The sequence below is a fragment of the Streptomyces sp. NPDC091412 genome (genome assembly GCF_044756885.1).
Taxonomy (GTDB): Bacteria; Actinomycetota; Actinomycetes; order Streptomycetales; family Streptomycetaceae; genus Streptomyces.
Genome location: NZ_JBIVTV010000006.1, coordinates 62,371 through 78,026, shown reverse-complemented (window position 1 = coordinate 78,026; position 15,656 = coordinate 62,371). Strand labels below are relative to the sequence as shown.

Below are 15,656 nucleotides of genomic sequence, written 5' to 3'. Positions count from 1 at the left end.
ATGGCTGCTGAGAAGATGGCCCTGGCCAAGGCGATCAACGAGTCGCTGCGCCGCGCCCTGGACACCGACCCCAAGGTCCTCATCATGGGCGAGGACGTCGGCAAGCTCGGCGGCGTGTTCCGGGTGACGGACGGCCTCCAGAAGGACTTCGGCGAGAGCCGCGTCATCGACACCCCGCTCGCCGAGTCCGGCATCGTCGGCACCGCGATCGGCCTCGCCCTGCGCGGCTACCGCCCGGTGGTCGAGATCCAGTTCGACGGCTTCGTGTTCCCGGCGTACGACCAGATCGTCACGCAGCTCGCGAAGATGCACGCCCGCTCGCTGGGCAAGGTCAAGCTCCCGGTCGTCATCCGCATCCCCTACGGCGGTGGCATCGGCGCGGTCGAGCACCACTCGGAGTCCCCCGAGGCGCTGTTCGCGCACGTGGCGGGTCTGAAGATCGTCAGCCCCTCCAACGCGTCGGACGCGTACTGGATGATGCAGCAGGCCATCCAGAGCGACGACCCGGTGATCTACTTCGAGCCCAAGCGGCGCTACTGGGACAAGGCCGAGGTCAACACGGAGGCCATCCCGAACCCGCTGCACAAGGCGCAGGTCGTCCGCGAGGGCACGGACCTGACCCTGGCGGCCTACGGCCCGATGGTGAAGCTCTGCCAGGAGGTCGCCGCCGCGGCCGCCGAGGAGGGCAAGTCCCTGGAGGTCCTGGACCTGCGCTCGGTCTCCCCGATCGACTTCGACGCCATCCAGGCCTCGGTGGAGCGGACGCGCCGCCTCGTCGTCGTCCACGAGGCGCCGGTGTTCTTCGGTTCCGGCGCGGAGATCGCCGCCCGGATCACCGAGCGCTGCTTCTACCACCTGGAGGCCCCCGTGCTGCGGGTCGGCGGCTACCACGCCCCGTACCCGCCGGCCCGCCTGGAGGAGTCCTACCTGCCGGACCTGGACCGCGTGCTCGACGCCGTCGACCGCTCGCTGGCGTACTGAGGGAGAGGTTCGTGACGACGATGACCGATGCGTCCGTGCGTGAGTTCAAGATGCCGGATGTCGGCGAGGGTCTGACCGAGGCGGAGATCCTCAAGTGGTACGTCCAGCCCGGTGACACGGTCACCGACGGCCAGGTGGTCTGCGAGGTCGAGACCGCCAAGGCGGCCGTCGAACTGCCCATCCCCTACGACGGGGTGGTGCGCGAGCTGCACTTCGCCGAGGGCACCACGGTGGACGTGGGCACGTCCATCATCGCGGTGCAGGTGGCGGGCGCGGCCCCGGCCGAGGTACCGGCGCAGGCCGCTCCGGTGGCCGAGCCGAAGACCGAGCCGGACCCGGACGGGGAGGAGAAGCCGCAGGGCCGCCAGCCGGTGCTGGTGGGCTACGGCGTCTCGGTGTCCTCCACCAAGCGCCGTCCGCGCAAGGGCCCGGAGGCCGCGGCCGCCCCGGCGGCGACGGCACCCCGGCCGGAGCTGAACGGCCACGGCACCGTGGCCCCGGCGGCCGTCGCGGCGCCCGCCGGGCCCCGCCCGCTGGCCAAGCCGCCGGTGCGCAAGCTGGCCAAGGACCTGGGCGTGGACCTCGCCACGGTCGTGCCGTCCGGCCCGGACGGCATCATCACGCGCGAGGACGTGCACGCGGCGGTGGCGGCACCGGCCGCACCCACGACCCCCGAGCCCGCGGCTGCGCCGGCGCCGGTGGCCGCGGCTCCCGCCGTGAGCTACGACGGGGTGCGCGAGACCCGGGTCCCCGTCAAGGGCGTCCGCAAGGCGACGGCGGCGGCGATGGTCGGCTCGGCGTTCACGGCCCCGCACGTCACGGAGTTCGTGACGGTGGACGTGACGCGCACGATGAAGCTGGTCGAGGAGCTCAAGCAGGACAAGGACATGCAGGGGCTGCGGGTCAACCCGCTGCTGCTGATCGCCAAGGCCCTGCTGGTCGCCATCAAGCGCAACCCGGAGATCAACGCGTCCTGGGACGAGGCGGCTCAGGAGATCGTCCTGAAGCACTACGTCAACCTGGGCATCGCGGCGGCGACCCCGCGCGGCCTGATCGTGCCGAACATCAAGGACGCCCACGCCAAGACGCTGCCGCAGCTCGCGGAGGCGCTCGGCGAGCTGGTGGCCACGGCCCGCGAGGGCAGGACGTCCCCGGCGGCCATGCAGGGCGGCACGGTGACGATCACCAACGTCGGCGTCTTCGGCGTCGACACCGGCACGCCGATCCTCAACCCCGGCGAGTCGGCGATCCTCGCGGTCGGCGCGATCAAGCTCCAGCCGTGGGTCCACAAGGGCAAGGTCAAGCCCCGCCAGGTCACCACGCTGGCGCTCAGCTTCGACCACCGCCTGGTCGACGGCGAACTCGGCTCCAAGGTCCTGGCCGACGTGGCCGCGATCCTGGAACAGCCGAAGCGACTGATCACCTGGGCGTAGCAGCCCGTGGCGAAACGGGGCGGCGCACCTCTCACGGAGGTGCGCCGCCCCGGCGCATGCGGTGGTCCAGGGGGTGTGACGGGCCGGGAGGGTCAGCTCGGCCGGTGGCTGCGCAGTGCGTCGAGCGGGCCGAAGGCCACCTCGGCCACCTCCAGGCCCCACCGGGACACACGCGTCTGAACCGAGGGCCCGCCGCTGAGGTCAGCGGCGGGCCCTTCGGCCTGGTGGGCGGGTGTCAGACCTTCTTGGCGAACCCGTAGTTCAGGAGCTTCGTCGCGTCCGTCGCGCGCTGCGCGTACGTGGACGAGGCCAGGACCGTACCGATGACGGTCCTGCCGTTCCTGGTGGCGGCGAAGACGAGGCAGGCCCCGGCCTGGGGACCGGAGCCCGTCTTCACGCCGATCGCGCCGCTGTAGCTGCTGAGCAGGGTGTTCGTGTTCGTCCACTTGCCCATCGTGCGGGTGCTGCCCGTCTTGGTGACGGTCTTGGCGGTGTACGACTTCGTCTTCACGATCGTACGGAACGTGGAGCTCTTCATCGCGCTGCGCGCCAGCTTCGTCAGGTCGCGCGGCGTCGAGTAGTTGCTGCCCTTGCCGATGCCGTCGAACGAGTCGAAGCGCGTGTTCGTCATGCCGAGGCTCTTGGCGGTGCTGTTCATCTTGCCGATGAAGGACTTCACGCGCGCGTCCCGCGTCGAGCCCGAACCGTACTTGTCGGCCAGCGCGTACGCGGCGTCGCAGCCCGAGGGCAGCATCAGGCCGTACAGCAGCTGACGGACGGTCACCTTGTCGCCGACGATCAGGTGGGCCTGGGAGGCGTTGTTCTTGACGACGTAGTCGCTGTACGCCTTCTGGATGGTGACCTTGGCGTCGAGGTTCAGATTCGGCTGGGCCAGCACGACCTTGGCGGTCATGATCTTCGTGGTGGAGCCGGTGGAGCGCTTGGTGTCCGCGGCCTTGCCGTAGAGGGACTTGCCGGTCGCGTCGTCCATCACGTAGCCGCCCTTGGCCACGATCGTCGGCGTGGTGACGGCCTGCGCGGGTGCCGCGGTGAGGGCCCCGGCGGCGAGCACGGCGCTCGTGGTCACGGCGACTGCGGCGGCTCTGCGGATACGGATGCCCTGGATGCCGGTTTTCAAGTGAGGTACCCCGATTATGTTGTATTCCTCGGCGGTGCGGCAGAGTTGAGAGCCCACAAAGTGGGGCCGCACCTGTCTGACTCATGGGTGGGGTGGATGGTTGCACGGTTTACGGGGTGGATTCGGCCATCGGGCCCGTATGGTCCGCATGCTGGATGGGGCGGGCCTTGGGTACGTGTTGTATCTATGCTGTGGGCATGAGCCTGGCCGTGAAACAGCCCCCCGCCGCCGATCGCGTGTACACACACGTCAAGCAAGCTGTCCTGGACCGCAGTTACGAGGGCGGCACCCTGCTGACCGAGGGGGAACTGGCCGAGGCCGTCGGGGTCTCGCGCACGCCCGTGCGCGAGGCGCTGCTGCGGCTGGAGGTCGAGGGGCTCATCAAGCTCTACCCGAAGAAGGGGGCCCTCGTCCTGCCGGTCTCCGCGCAGGAGATCGCCGACGTGGTCGAGACCCGGCAGCTGGTCGAGGAGTACGCGGCCCGGAAGGCCGTCCCCGCGTCGCCGGGGCTCATCGAGCGGCTCGAGGAACTGCTCCAGAAGCAGAAGAAGCAGGCCGCCGCCGGTGACTTCGCGGCGGCCGCCGTCACCGACCGCTGCTTCCACGCCGAGATCGTCCGCAGCGGCGGCAACGAGATCCTGTCCCGGCTCTACGACCAGTTGCGCGACCGGCAGCTGCGCATGGGCGTCGCCGTCATGCACTCCCACCCCGACCGGCTCGCCAAGACGCTCGCCGAGCACGAGCAGATCCTGGACGCGCTGCGCTCGGGGGACGCGGAGGCGGCCGTCGACGTCGTGCACCGGCACGTCAACTGGTTCTCCCACCTCGCCCGGGGGGAGGTCCGGTGAGCTCCTCGTCCTCGCCGGCCTCCCTGCCCGGTGATCCGCCCGGCGGCCGGCGCGCCGTCGCCGTCTGGAGCATCGGCGTCGCCGTCTACTTCGTCGCCGTCATCTTCCGCACCTCCCTGGGCGTCGCCGGTCTCGACGCCGCCGACCGCTTCCACGTGGGCGCCTCGGCGCTGTCGACGTTCTCGATCCTCCAGCTCCTCGTCTACGCCGGTATGCAGATACCCGTCGGTCTGCTGGTCGACCGGCTCGGCACCAAGAAGGTGCTGGCGATCGGCGCCGTGCTCTTCACGGCCGGCCAGCTCGGCTTCGCGTTCTCCCCGTCGTACGGCACCGCGCTCGCCTCGCGGGCGCTGCTCGGCTGCGGGGACGCCATGACGTTCATCAGCGTGCTGCGGCTGGGCACCCGGTGGTTCCCCGTCCGGCGCGGGCCGCTGGTCGCCCAGCTGGCCGGGCTGGCCGGGATGGCCGGCAACCTGGTGTCCACGCTGGTGCTGGCCCGGCTGCTGCACGGCGTGGGCTGGACGGCGGCCTTCGCGGGCAGCGCGCTGGCCGGGGCGGTGGTGCTGGTGCTGCTGGTGCTGTTCCTCAAGGACCACCCGGAGGGCCACGAACCGGAGCCGCTGCCCCACCTGGGCGCCGCGTACGTACGCCGGCAGATCGCCGCGTCCTGGCGGGAGCCCGGGACGCGGCTCGGGCTGTGGGTGCACTTCACCACGCAGTTCCCGGCGATGGTGTTCCTGCTGCTGTGGGGGCTGCCGTTCCTGGTCGAGGCCCAGGGCCTCTCGCGGGCGGACGCGGGTGAACTGCTCACGCTCGTCGTGGTGTCCAACATGGCCGTCGGGCTCGTGTACGGGCAGATCGTCGCCCGGCACCACGCGGCGCGGCTGCCGCTCGCGCTCGGCACGGTGGCGGCGACCTCGGGCATCTGGGCGGTGACGCTGGCGTATCCGGGCGGGCGGGCGCCGATGTGGCTGCTGATCGTGCTGTGCCTGGTGCTCGGCGCGTGCGGTCCGGCCTCGATGATCGGGTTCGACTTCGCGCGGCCGGCGAATCCGGCGGAGCGTCAGGGAACGGCGTCGGGCATCACCAACATGGGCGGCTTCGTGGCCTCGATGACGACGCTGTTCGCGATCGGCGTGCTGCTGGACGCGACCGGCGACGACTACCGGATCGCCTTCTCGGCGGTGTTCGTGCTCCAGGCGCTGGGCGTGAGCCAGATCCTGCGGCTGCGGAAGCGGGCGGCCCGGCGGGAGCGGGAGCGGCTGGTCGCCAGCCGGGTGGAGACGGTGCACGTGCCGGCGTGACGGTGCCCTGCTCCGTCGCGAGACGGGTCCGGGTCCGGTGCGCTCGCCGCGGCCGACACGCGCCTCCCCCCGGCTCCTGGAGCAGGGGGGATCCGGCTCGCCCCCGGGGAGGCACGTCTGTCCGCGGCCACGACCCTAGGCCGTCACCACGAAGTTCCGCAGGATCGCCGCCGCCAGGTCCAGGTCGCCCTCCGTCTTCACACGGTCCGCGACCGCTTCCGGGGTGACCCGGCCGCAGGCCAGGCGGACGAAGGTCTCCCAGTCGAGCGCGAGGGTCGCCGCCGGACCGAGGGCCGGGGCCGTCTCCAGGGTGCCGCGGCCCTGGATGTCGACGCGGATCGTGCGCAGGAACTCCACCGGGCCGTGCACGTCGAAGACGATCGCCGAGCTGCGCGGGGCGTCCGCCTTGACCGCGACCACGTCCGGGAGGGCGGCCAGCAGGTAGTCCCGGGCGACGTGGGCGCCGGGCGAGTCGAGGTCGCTGGGGCGGCCGAGGGCCGCGCGCAGGTCCTGCTCGTGCACCCAGATGTCGAAGGCGCGGTAGCGCATGGCCTCTTCGAGGCTGATCTCCGCGCCGAGCGGTCCGCGCATCTTGGTGCCGGGGTCGCGGGACTCGTTCCGCAGCTGGCGGTTGCGGCGGATGATCGTGTACTCCAGCTCGGAGGTCATCTCCGGCGACGTGTGGTGGCGGCGGACGTCGACCTGCATCTCCATGTAGCGCTGGTGCTCGTTGGTGACGTGGAACAGGTCGCGCGGGAGCGCGTGGATGGGCCGCGGGTCGCCCAGCATCTCGCAGTCCATGCCGATGATGTGCGAGACGACGTCGCGGACCGACCAGCCCGGGCACGGGGTGCGCCGGTTCCAATCGGCCTCCACCAGGGGCTGCATCAGCTCCGATATCGCCTCGACGGAGTGGGTCCAGGCATCGGCGTAGGGCTGGAGGGTGGGATGCAGACTCACGGAACGGGACCCCTCGGCGGTCGGTACACGGGCGGATGTGATGGCATTGCCAGTGGGAGGTGGCTGCGGTCGGCGGGTGTCTTGGAACGCTAAGTTACGCTGCTGTGAGGCAGCCCGGCAGTGCTTTCGTGTGACGATCGTAGGCCTGTCCGGACGACTCGAGTGCCAGGACGGTGGTAGTGTGCGCGCCTCGCTGATCCAGATTGCCGTGAACGAGGGTGAATCGGTCGATTCACGGCGTGGGCGGGTGGCCGCGCTGGTGGGCGAGCAGGCCGGGGCCGACCTCGTGGTGCTGCCGGAGCTGTGGACCACCGGGGCCTTCGCCTTCGAGGAGTTCGAACGCGAGGCCGAACCGCTGGAGGGTCCCACCTACGAGGCGATGGCCAAGGCGGCGAGCGACGCGGGCGTGTGGCTGCACGCCGGCTCGATCCCCGAACGCGCCGTGTCCGACGGCGACTCGGCCGCGGGCTCCCTCTACAACACCTCCCTGGTCTTCTCCCCCTCCGGCGAGCTGGCCGCCGTCTACCGCAAGATCCACCGCTTCGGCTTCGACAAGGGCGAGGCCGTGCTGATGAGCGCGGGGCGGGAACTGGTGACGGTCCCTCTGCCGGACACCGTCCTGGGCCTCGCGACCTGTTACGACCTCCGTTTCCCCGAACTCTTCCGCGGGCTCGTCGACGCCGGGGCGCAGACCCTGGTGGTCCCGGCGGGCTGGCCCGAGCGCCGGCGTGCGCACTGGACGCTGCTGGCCCGGGCGCGGGCGGTGGAGGACCAGGCGTTCGTGCTCGCCTGTGGAACGGCCGGGACGCACGCGGGAGTTCCGCAGGCGGGTCACTCGATCGTGGTGGACCCCTGGGGCGAGGTGCTGGCCGAGGCCGGCCCCGGCGAGGAGGTCCTCACGGTCGACTTCGATCCGGCGAGGGTGCCGGCCACCCGGGACCAGTTCCCGGCCCTGAAGGACCGGGTCCTCGGCCTGGAGCCGCCGCGCCGTCAGGACGGCTCCTAGCGCCTACGGCTCCTTCCTCGGCGCCTACCGCTCCTCGCGTTCCTTCTCCGCCAGGTGGATCACGCACACCGCCACCGCGATCACCAGCGCGGGGTCGGCGTCCTCGCGCACGACGTCGACGCCGTAGGTCTCCACGACGCTCAGCCAGCGCCGGGAGATCACCGCGAGCAGTTCGCCGTCGTACTCGACGGCGAACTCCCGGTCGAGGATCTTGCCGCTGACGTCGAGCTCGGTGCCGTCCACCATGGACACCCGGTAGTGGTTGCGCAGCAGCGACAGCCGCTTGCGCCTGATCTTCGCCAGGGCCTCCCCGTCCCGCTCGATCACCATCGTGTCCCGCAGCGCGAGCATCTTCTGGTGGATGTTGATCAGGACCCGGCCGTGGGCGTCCTTCAGCTCGAAGGTGTCCCGCAGCCGCATCGCCTTGCCGTCGACGAGGAAGACCTTGCGGCCGTGCTCGTCCTCGATCCAGTAGTCGTCACCGATGCCGAAAATCCGGTCGCGTACGAGGAATCTCATGTCCTCACCGCTTCCCCGGCTTTGCCCCGGCGACGCCGCCGGTGGTCCGACGGGACCAGTACGGCACCGCGCCGGGCGGGCCGCCGCCGGCGGGTGGCACCCTTGGTCCCATGAACGACACGGCACCCCGACGAGCCCGCGTACGCGCCCCCGAGCTGATCGGCAAGGGCGGCTGGCTCAACACCGGTGGCAAGAACCTCACGCTCGCCGACCTGCGAGGCAAGTGCGTCGTGCTGGATTTCTGGACGTTTTGCTGTGTGAACTGCCTGCACGTCCTGGACGAGCTGCGGGAGCTGGAGGAGAAGCACCGGGACACGGTCGTGGTCGTCGGGGTGCACTCGCCGAAGTTCGTGCACGAGGCGGAGCACCATGCGGTGGTCGACGCGGTGGAGCGGTACGGCGTGGAGCATCCGGTGCTCGACGACCCGGAGCTCGCCACCTGGAAGCAGTACGCGGTTCGGGCCTGGCCGACGCTGGTCGTCATCGACCCGGAGGGCTACGTCGTCGCGCAGCACGCCGGCGAGGGGCACGCGCACGCGATCGAGCGGCTGGTGGAGGAGCTGGAGGCCGAGCACGGGGCGAAGGGCACCCTGCGCCGCGGCGACGGGCCGTACGTGCCGCCGGAGCCGGAGCCCACCACCTTGCGCTTCCCGGGCAAGGCAGTGCTGCTGCCGTCCGGGAACTTCCTGGTCAGCGACACCACCCGGCACCAGCTGGTGGAGCTGGCGGAGGACGGCGAGACCGTGGTGCGACGGATCGGCCAGGGCGGCCGGGGGATGACCGACGGTGGCCCGGACCGGGCCCGGTTCCAGGAGCCGCAGGGGCTCGCACTCCTGCCGGACGGCACCGTCGTGGTCGCCGACACGGTCAACCACGCCCTGCGGCGCTTCGACCCGGAGACGGGCGGGACCACGACCCTGGCCGGCACCGGACACCAGTGGATGCAGGGCGAGGCCACGTCCGGTCCCGCGCTGGACGTGAAGCTGTCCTCGCCCTGGGACGTGGCCTGGTGGAACGGCAAGGTGTGGATCGCCATGGCGGGCGTGCACCAGCTGTGGGCCTACGACCCGGTCGCGGCTACCGTCGCCGTCACCGCCGGGACCACGAACGAGGGGCTCGTCGACGGGCCCGGCGCGGAGGCCTGGTTCGCGCAGCCCTCCGGGCTCGCGGCCACGCCCGACCGGCTGTGGCTCGCCGACTCCGAGACGTCCGCCCTGCGCTGGGTGGATCTCGACGGCGCCGTCCACACGGCGGTCGGCACCGGGCTGTTCGACTTCGGGCACCGGGACGGAGCCGCCGGACAGGCGCTGCTCCAGCACCCGCTGGGCGTGACCGCACTGCCGGACGGCTCGGTCGCCGTCAGCGACACCTACAACCACGCCCTGCGCCGCTACGACCCGGCGACCGGCGAGGTCACGACGCTCGCCACCGATCTGCGTGAGCCCAGCGACGCCGTGCTGGTCGGTGAGGACATCGTGGTCGTGGAGTCGGCCCGGCACCGGCTGACCCGGCTGCGGCTGCCGGAGGAGGCGGTACGGGTCGAGGCCGTCGCCCACCGGACCCGGCGCGCCGCCACGGAGGTCGCCCCCGGCCGCCTCCGTCTGGACGTGATCTTCCAGGCCCCGGCGGGCCAGAAGCTCGACACCCGGTACGGACCGTCGACCCGGCTGCTGGTCTCCTCGACCCCGCCCGAGCTGCTGCTGAAGGGCGAGGGTGCGGACACCGACCTGTGCCGCGAACTGGAGCTGAACCCCGCCGTTTCGGAGGGTGTCCTGCACGTCTCCGCGATGGCGGCCTCGTGCGACGACGACCCCGCGAACGAGTACCCCGCCTGCCATGTGCACCAGCAGGACTGGGGCGTTCCGGTCCGCCTCACCGAGGGCGCGACGGACCGGCTGCCGCTCGTCCTGGCCGGGATGGACGAGACCGCGGCAGGCTGATCGCCGAGAGGCCCTAGTGCTGTGGCCGGGAAGGTTTGCCGGGAAGCTCGCGGCGTCCGGTGCGGTACATCGCAAGGCGGAGCATTGCCCGCGTACTGGATGTACTCGGGTGATGCGACAACGCGGCGAGGTGCCGTGCCGGGCGTCGCGAGCCGGTGAACCTTTCCGGTCACAGCACTAGCGGCGCCGCGGGCGCGGTGCCAGCTTGAACAGGGCCACTCCCGCCGCCACCAGGGTGGTGGCCGCGACCATCATGGCCATGCTGTTCATCCACACGCCGGTGGCGGCCAGCGTGGCGCCTCCGGCGCCGGTGGTGCCGGCGCCGACGACTCGTCCGTACATGTCGTTCTCCTTGCTCTGGTGCGGGTGTGAAGAGGTCGCGCCGCGGGTGCGGCGCGGAGTGGGGGGGCTCAGGTGGCCACCCACTTCTCCTCGCTGCGGCGCAGCAGGCCCCACAGCGAGCAGAAGTAGACGGCGTGCTGGAAGAGGTCGTAGAGCATCTCCGGGATCATCAGCAGCGCCACCAGCATCGGCAGGGGACCGGCGCGGCGTACGGAGACGACCTTCTCGACGACGAAGATCAGGCCGATCGAGGTCCACACCGGTGACAGGCCCGGCGGGCCGTACAGGGTGATGGACGTGATCATGAAGGTCAGGTAGACGAGGAAGGACAGCGCGCCGAACCCCATGAGGAACTGCTGGAGGAAGTAGCGGGCGGTGACGCGGGTCCAGCCGTAGTCGCGGAGGTTCTCCAGGGCGCCGCGCTGCCAGCGCAGCCGCTGGTGCCACAGCTTGCCCAGGGTCGGCATGACCTCGGTGGTGACCGCGCAGCCCGCCGGGGACATGGCGCGGTAGCCGAGGGTCTTGACCGCCTTGGTCATCTCGTCGTCCTCGGTGAGGGAGGCGAGGCTGTAGTAGCCGTTGCCGCCGCCGATGACGCCGGCGCGGCGGGCCGCCCGCACCTCGCGCAGCACCCGGGCCCGGAACATGGTGCCGGTGCCGGTGAGCACCTGGGCCTTGCCCCCGGTGCGTTCCAGCTCCCAGGCGTAGCGGTGGAACTCCATGCGCTGGAGCAGACCGAGCAGGCCGCCGCCCTCCTCGCCGTAGAAGACCCCGCCGACGGCGCCGACCTTGCGGTTGAAGGTGGCCAGGGCGGTCTCGGCGAACCACGGGTTGAGCACGGTGTCGGCGTCCTGCACCAGCAGCAGGTCCCGGTCGTCGAGGTGGGGCAGCATCCAGGCGATGGCCTGGTTGAGGGCGCCCGCCTTCTTGTGGGTGTTGCCCTGGGTGTGGAAGACCTGCGCGCCGTGCGCGACGGCGATCCGGGCGGTGTCGTCCGTGCAGTTGTCGGCGACGACCACGATCAGGTCCGGCCGCCGGCTCTGCCGCCACAGACCCTCGATCGCGGCGGCGACGCGGTCCTGCTCGTTGTGGGCGGGGATCAGGACCGCGAGCCGGGGTCTGCCGGCCGGCTCCTCCTCTGCGGCGTGCGCGCGGCGGGCGGCGTGCCGGCCCGTGGGTCGGGGCCGCGCTGCCGGCGCAGCGCCCAGGGAGCCGCCGGGTGCGGCGAAGTCGAGCACGGCAGAGTCCCCCGTCGTGATGGCTGCTTGGTGCCCGGTTTCTCCCCTACGGGCTCAAGGGCACCAAGTCTTCACGATATTCACACAACACGACAAGGAGGTGCGCGTAACGGAATGCTCAATCTTGTTGGCGACTGTCCGTCATGTTCCGCGGCCGCGGGACCGGCTCGGCACGTGCTCAGATGCCGTAGCCGTCGCCGTAGCCGTCGCGTGCGTGGTGGTGGCGGTCCTCTTCGACGACCGTGGTGGGGGGCACCATGACGCGGCGGCGCCGGTAGATGCTGCTGAACGTCGTGACGCCGATCAGACCGACGATCATCAGGATGACGCCGACCACGTGCAGGTCGACCCCCTGCATGTGCCAGTCGGTCGCGAACGTGAGAATGGCTCCCACGGCGATGAGGATGATGCAGCCGCCGAGGCCCATGAGTGTCGCCTCCCTGTCCGGTGTCGGGTCCGGTGGTTCCGGTCGGTTCCGGTCCCTTCCGGTCAACTCCGGGTACCCGCAAGCCGGGTGACCATGCGGAGGCGGCCGCTCATGGGCCATGGGGGTCCCCCTGCTCGAGCGAAGCCGAGAGCTTGGGGGAGGCCGTGCCGCTCAGCCCTCCAGGAACGCCACCAGCGCGTTCGCCAACAGGAACGGGTCGTCGGCGGCGCACAGTTCACGGGCGCTGTGCATCGACAGGATGGCCACGCCGATGTCGACGGTGCGGATGCCGTGCCGGGCCGCGGTGATCGGGCCGATGGTCGTGCCGCACGGCATCGAGTTGTTGGAGACGAAGGACTGGAAGGGGACCCCGGCCTTCTCGCAGGCCGCCACCCACACCGCGCGACCCGAACCGTCCGTCGCGTAGCGGTTGTTGACGTTGACCTTGAGGATCGGACCGCCGCCCGCACGCGGGTGGTGGGTCGGGTCGTGCCGGTCGGCGTAGTTGGGGTGGACGGCGTGGCCGGTGTCGGAGGACAGACAGACCGTGCCGGCGAAGGCGCGCGCCCGGTCCTCGAACGATCCACCGCGCGTGAACACCGAGCGCTCCAGCACCGATCCGAGCAGCGGGCCGTCCGCTCCGGTGTCCGACTGGGAGCCGTTCTCCTCGTGGTCGAAGGCGGCCAGCACCGGGATGTACGGCAGCTCCGGCGTCCCCGCCGTGACGGCCGTGAGCGCCGCCGCCGCGGCGTGCACCGACAGCAGGTTGTCCATGCGGGGGCCGGCCATCAGCTCCCGGTCCCGGCCCAGGTAGGCGGGGGGCTCCACGGAGTGCGTCATCAGGTCCCAGCCGGCCACCTCGCCCGCGTCGAGTCCCGCCTCCGCCGCGAGGAAGGCGATCAGGTCGCCGTCGCGGACGTCGTCGCCCAGGCCCCACACCGGTTGCAGGTGCCGCTGCTTGTCCAGCTTGAGACCCTCCGCCGAGACCTGGCGGTCCAGGTGGATCGCCAGCTGGGGGACGCGCAGCAGCGGGCGGTCGACGTTGACCAGGCGGGTGGAGCCGTCGCGCAGCGTGAGCCGGCCGGCCAGGCCCAGGTCGCGGTCGAGCCAGGAGTTCATCAGCGGGCCGCCGTAGATCTCCACGGCGACCTGGCGCCAGCCGTGCGCCCCGGTGTCGGGCAGCGGCTTGACCCGCAGGTTGGGGGAGTCGGTGTGCGCGCCGACGATGCGGAAGGGGGTGTGCGGCGCGGCACTCTCGGGGACGTACCAGGCCACGATCGCCCCGCCGCGCAGCACGTACTTTCCGCCCGCCGTGCCGTCCCATGCGTCCGTCTCGCAGACCTGGCGGAAGCCGGCCTTCTCCAGCCGCTCGGCCGTGTTCGCCACGGCGTGGTACGGCGACGGGCTCGCCGCCAGGAAGGACATCAGGTCGTCGGTGTGGCCGCGGTCGAAGCGCTGGCTTGTACTCATGGGTTCACCTTAACGACGTCACGAGGGTCCACTCCCGGTGCCGGGAGTGGACCCTCGTGGGTGGGGGGTGGGGCAGCGCAGTTGGGGGGTGGAGACGGACGGAGGTGGGGTGGGGACCGTCCTAGAAGGCGGCCTCGTCCAGCTCCATCAGGTCCAGGTCCACGTTCTGGGCGACCTTGCGGGCCAGGGTGACGCCCGGCAGGACGTTGGCCGCGAAGAACTTCGCCGCCGCGATCTTGCCCTGGTAGAACGCCCGGTCCTTCGAGGAGGCCGTCTCCAGCTTCTCGGCGGCGATCGCGGCGCCCTTGAGCAGCAGGTGGCCGACGATCACGTCACCGGAGGCGAGCAGCAGACGGGTGGTGTTCAGGCCCACCTTGTAGATGCTCTTGACGTCCTTCTCGGTGGCGGCGAGGTCGGTCAGCATCAGGCCGACGAGGGCCTCCAGTTCGGCGGCGGCCCTGGCGAGGTGCTCGCGGGCGCCGGCCAGGTCCTCACCGCCGGTGCCGAGGGCCAGGAACTCCTTGATGTCCTCGGCGATCGAGTTCAGCGCGGCGCCCTGGTTGCGGACGATCTTCCGGAAGAAGAAGTCCTGGCCCTGGATGGCCGTGGTGCCCTCGTACAGGGTGTCGATCTTGGCGTCCCGGATGTACTGCTCGACCGGGTACTCCTGGAGGAAGCCGGAGCCGCCGAAGGTCTGCAGCGACTGGGCGAGCTGCTCGTACCCCTTCTCCGAGCCGTAGCCCTTGACGATGGGCAGGAGCAGGTCGTTGAGCGCGTGGTCGGCCGAGGCGTCCTCGCCGTTGGCCTCCTTGACCGCGATCGCGTCCTGGACCGCGGCGGTGTGCAGGACGAGGGCGCGCATGCCCTCGGCGTACGCCTTCTGCGTCATCAGCGAGCGGCGCACGTCGGGGTGGTGCGTGATGGTGACCTTGGGCGCGGACTTGTCCATGAAGTTCGCCAGGTCGGGACCCTGGACGCGCTCCTTGGCGTACTCCAGCGCGTTCAGGTAGCCGGTGGACAGCGTGGAGATCGCCTTCGTGCCGACCATCATGCGGGCGAACTCGATGATGCGGAACATCTGGCGGATGCCGTCGTGCTTGTCGCCGATCAGCCAGCCCTTGGCGGGGTGGCGGTCGCCGAAGGTCATCTCGCAGGTGTTGGAGGCCTTCAGGCCCATCTTGTGCTCGACGTTGGTGGCGTAGACGCCGTTGCGCTCGCCCAGCTCGCCGGCCTCCCAGTCGAACAGGTACTTCGGCACGAGGAAGAGGGACAGGCCCTTGGTGCCGGGGCCGGCGCCCTCGGGGCGGGCGAGGACGTAGTGGAGGATGTTCTCCTCCATGTCGTGCTCACCGGAGGTGATGAAGCGCTTCACGCCCTCGATGTGCCAGGAGCCGTCCTCCTGCGGGACCGCCCTGGTGCGGCCGGCGCCGACGTCCGAGCCCGCGTCGGGCTCGGTGAGCACCATGGTGGAGCCCCAGGTCCTCTCGACCGCGACCGAGGCAATCTTCCGCTGCTCCTCGGTGCCCTCCTCGAAGAGGATGCGGGCGAACGCCGGGCCGGAGGAGTACATCCAGATCGCCGGGTTGGCGCCGAGGATCAGCTCGGCGTAGGCCCAGATCAGGGACGGGGGCGCGGTGGTGCCGCCGATCTCCTCGGGCAGGCCCAGGCGCCAGTACTCGGAGTCCATGAAGGCCTTGTAGCTCTTCTTGAAGGTCTCCGGCACCGGCGCGGTGTTCGTCTCGGGGTCGAACACCGGCGGGTTGCGGTCGGCGTCCGCGAAGGACTCCGCCAGCTCGTTCTCCGCCAGGCGGGTCAGCTCCTCCAGGACGCTCCTGGCGGTGTCGGCGTCCATCTCCTCGAACGGACCGGTGCCGTACAGCTTGTCGCGTCCGAGCACTTCGAAGAGGTTGAACTCGATGTCGCGGAGGTTCGACTTGTAGTGCCCCATGGCCACGGCTCCCGTCGAGGGCTCGGCGAGGCACTGTCTCCTCGCATCTGGTTCACGTACCAACTAGTAGCTCCGATGATGCTACCCGCCGGTAATAAGAAG

At 71.0% G+C, this 15,656-nt stretch carries 14 protein-coding genes; 6 read left to right on the top strand and 8 right to left on the bottom strand.

Going from position 1 to position 15,656, the window contains the following annotated elements:
* Together ACIQMV_RS17405 and ACIQMV_RS17400 are read left to right on the top strand one after the other, a co-directional pair.
* Nucleotides 1-981, top strand: a complete 981-nt coding sequence (locus tag ACIQMV_RS17405; RefSeq protein ID WP_141359808.1) for an alpha-ketoacid dehydrogenase subunit beta — start codon at nucleotides 1-3, stop codon at nucleotides 979-981.
* An 11-nt stretch (nucleotides 982-992) separates the two neighbouring features.
* Entirely contained in the window at nucleotides 993-2,414 is a 1,422-nt protein-coding gene (locus tag ACIQMV_RS17400; RefSeq protein WP_402593615.1) for a dihydrolipoamide acetyltransferase family protein, read from the top strand.
* A gap of 235 nt (nucleotides 2,415-2,649) precedes the next feature.
* Here the strand turns inward: ACIQMV_RS17400 and ACIQMV_RS17395 are convergent, their stop codons facing one another.
* Entirely contained in the window at nucleotides 2,650-3,552 is a 903-nt protein-coding gene (locus ACIQMV_RS17395; protein WP_141359806.1) for a D-alanyl-D-alanine carboxypeptidase family protein, read from the bottom strand.
* Between the two features lie 197 nt (nucleotides 3,553-3,749).
* Here ACIQMV_RS17395 and ACIQMV_RS17390 point away from each other — a divergent pair, with 197 nt between their 5' ends.
* Both ACIQMV_RS17390 and ACIQMV_RS17385 read left to right on the top strand, forming a co-directional pair.
* Entirely contained in the window at nucleotides 3,750-4,400 is a 651-nt protein-coding gene (locus ACIQMV_RS17390) for a GntR family transcriptional regulator (protein WP_141359805.1), read from the top strand.
* Nucleotides 4,397-5,704: a nitrate/nitrite transporter gene (locus ACIQMV_RS17385; protein ID WP_141359804.1), complete on the top strand. Its 1,308-nt coding sequence runs from the start codon at nucleotides 4,397-4,399 to the stop codon at nucleotides 5,702-5,704. Before ACIQMV_RS17390 ends, ACIQMV_RS17385 begins: the two co-directional genes overlap by 4 nt.
* A 135-nt stretch (nucleotides 5,705-5,839) precedes the next feature.
* Here the strand turns inward: ACIQMV_RS17385 and ACIQMV_RS17380 are convergent, their stop codons facing one another.
* Complete coding sequence (locus ACIQMV_RS17380; protein WP_402593612.1) at nucleotides 5,840-6,664, bottom strand: maleylpyruvate isomerase family mycothiol-dependent enzyme; 825 nt, start codon at nucleotides 6,662-6,664, stop codon at nucleotides 5,840-5,842.
* Between the two features lie 181 nt (nucleotides 6,665-6,845).
* Here ACIQMV_RS17380 and ACIQMV_RS17375 point away from each other — a divergent pair, with 181 nt between their 5' ends.
* A complete protein-coding gene (locus ACIQMV_RS17375; RefSeq protein ID WP_401775876.1) occupies nucleotides 6,846-7,670 on the top strand; it encodes a carbon-nitrogen family hydrolase in 825 nt (274 codons plus the stop codon).
* A 24-nt stretch (nucleotides 7,671-7,694) separates the two neighbouring features.
* Here the strand turns inward: ACIQMV_RS17375 and ACIQMV_RS17370 are convergent, their stop codons facing one another.
* Complete coding sequence (locus ACIQMV_RS17370) at nucleotides 7,695-8,189, bottom strand: LURP-one-related/scramblase family protein (RefSeq protein ID WP_141359801.1); 495 nt, start codon at nucleotides 8,187-8,189, stop codon at nucleotides 7,695-7,697.
* Between the two features lie 110 nt (nucleotides 8,190-8,299).
* On the opposite strand from ACIQMV_RS17370, the gene ACIQMV_RS17365 reads away from it, so the two are divergent.
* Complete coding sequence (locus ACIQMV_RS17365; RefSeq protein WP_402593610.1) at nucleotides 8,300-10,129, top strand: NHL domain-containing thioredoxin family protein; 1,830 nt, start codon at nucleotides 8,300-8,302, stop codon at nucleotides 10,127-10,129.
* 177 nt (nucleotides 10,130-10,306) lie between these two features.
* Here the strand turns inward: ACIQMV_RS17365 and ACIQMV_RS17360 are convergent, their stop codons facing one another.
* From ACIQMV_RS17360 to ACIQMV_RS17340, 5 genes are all read right to left on the bottom strand, one after another.
* Nucleotides 10,307-10,471 carry a hypothetical protein gene (locus tag ACIQMV_RS17360; RefSeq protein WP_172632907.1) on the bottom strand — a complete coding sequence of 55 codons (165 nt, stop codon included), beginning with the start codon at nucleotides 10,469-10,471 and terminating at the stop codon, nucleotides 10,307-10,309.
* Between the two features lie 68 nt (nucleotides 10,472-10,539).
* The gene (locus tag ACIQMV_RS17355) at nucleotides 10,540-11,574 is read right to left on the bottom strand and encodes a glycosyltransferase family 2 protein (protein ID WP_141366434.1); all 1,035 of its coding nucleotides are present in this window, start codon (nucleotides 11,572-11,574) and stop codon (nucleotides 10,540-10,542) included.
* A gap of 313 nt (nucleotides 11,575-11,887) precedes the next feature.
* Nucleotides 11,888-12,136: a DUF6458 family protein gene (locus tag ACIQMV_RS17350; RefSeq protein ID WP_141359799.1), complete on the bottom strand. Its 249-nt coding sequence runs from the start codon at nucleotides 12,134-12,136 to the stop codon at nucleotides 11,888-11,890.
* Between the two features lie 171 nt (nucleotides 12,137-12,307).
* Complete coding sequence (locus ACIQMV_RS17345) at nucleotides 12,308-13,606, bottom strand: M18 family aminopeptidase (protein WP_401775869.1); 1,299 nt, start codon at nucleotides 13,604-13,606, stop codon at nucleotides 12,308-12,310.
* A 121-nt stretch (nucleotides 13,607-13,727) separates the two neighbouring features.
* Nucleotides 13,728-15,554 (bottom strand): acyl-CoA dehydrogenase, encoded by a 1,827-nt coding sequence (locus tag ACIQMV_RS17340; RefSeq protein ID WP_402593608.1) that lies wholly within the window; start codon nucleotides 15,552-15,554, stop codon nucleotides 13,728-13,730.
* Nucleotides 15,555-15,656: the final 102 nt, after the last annotated feature.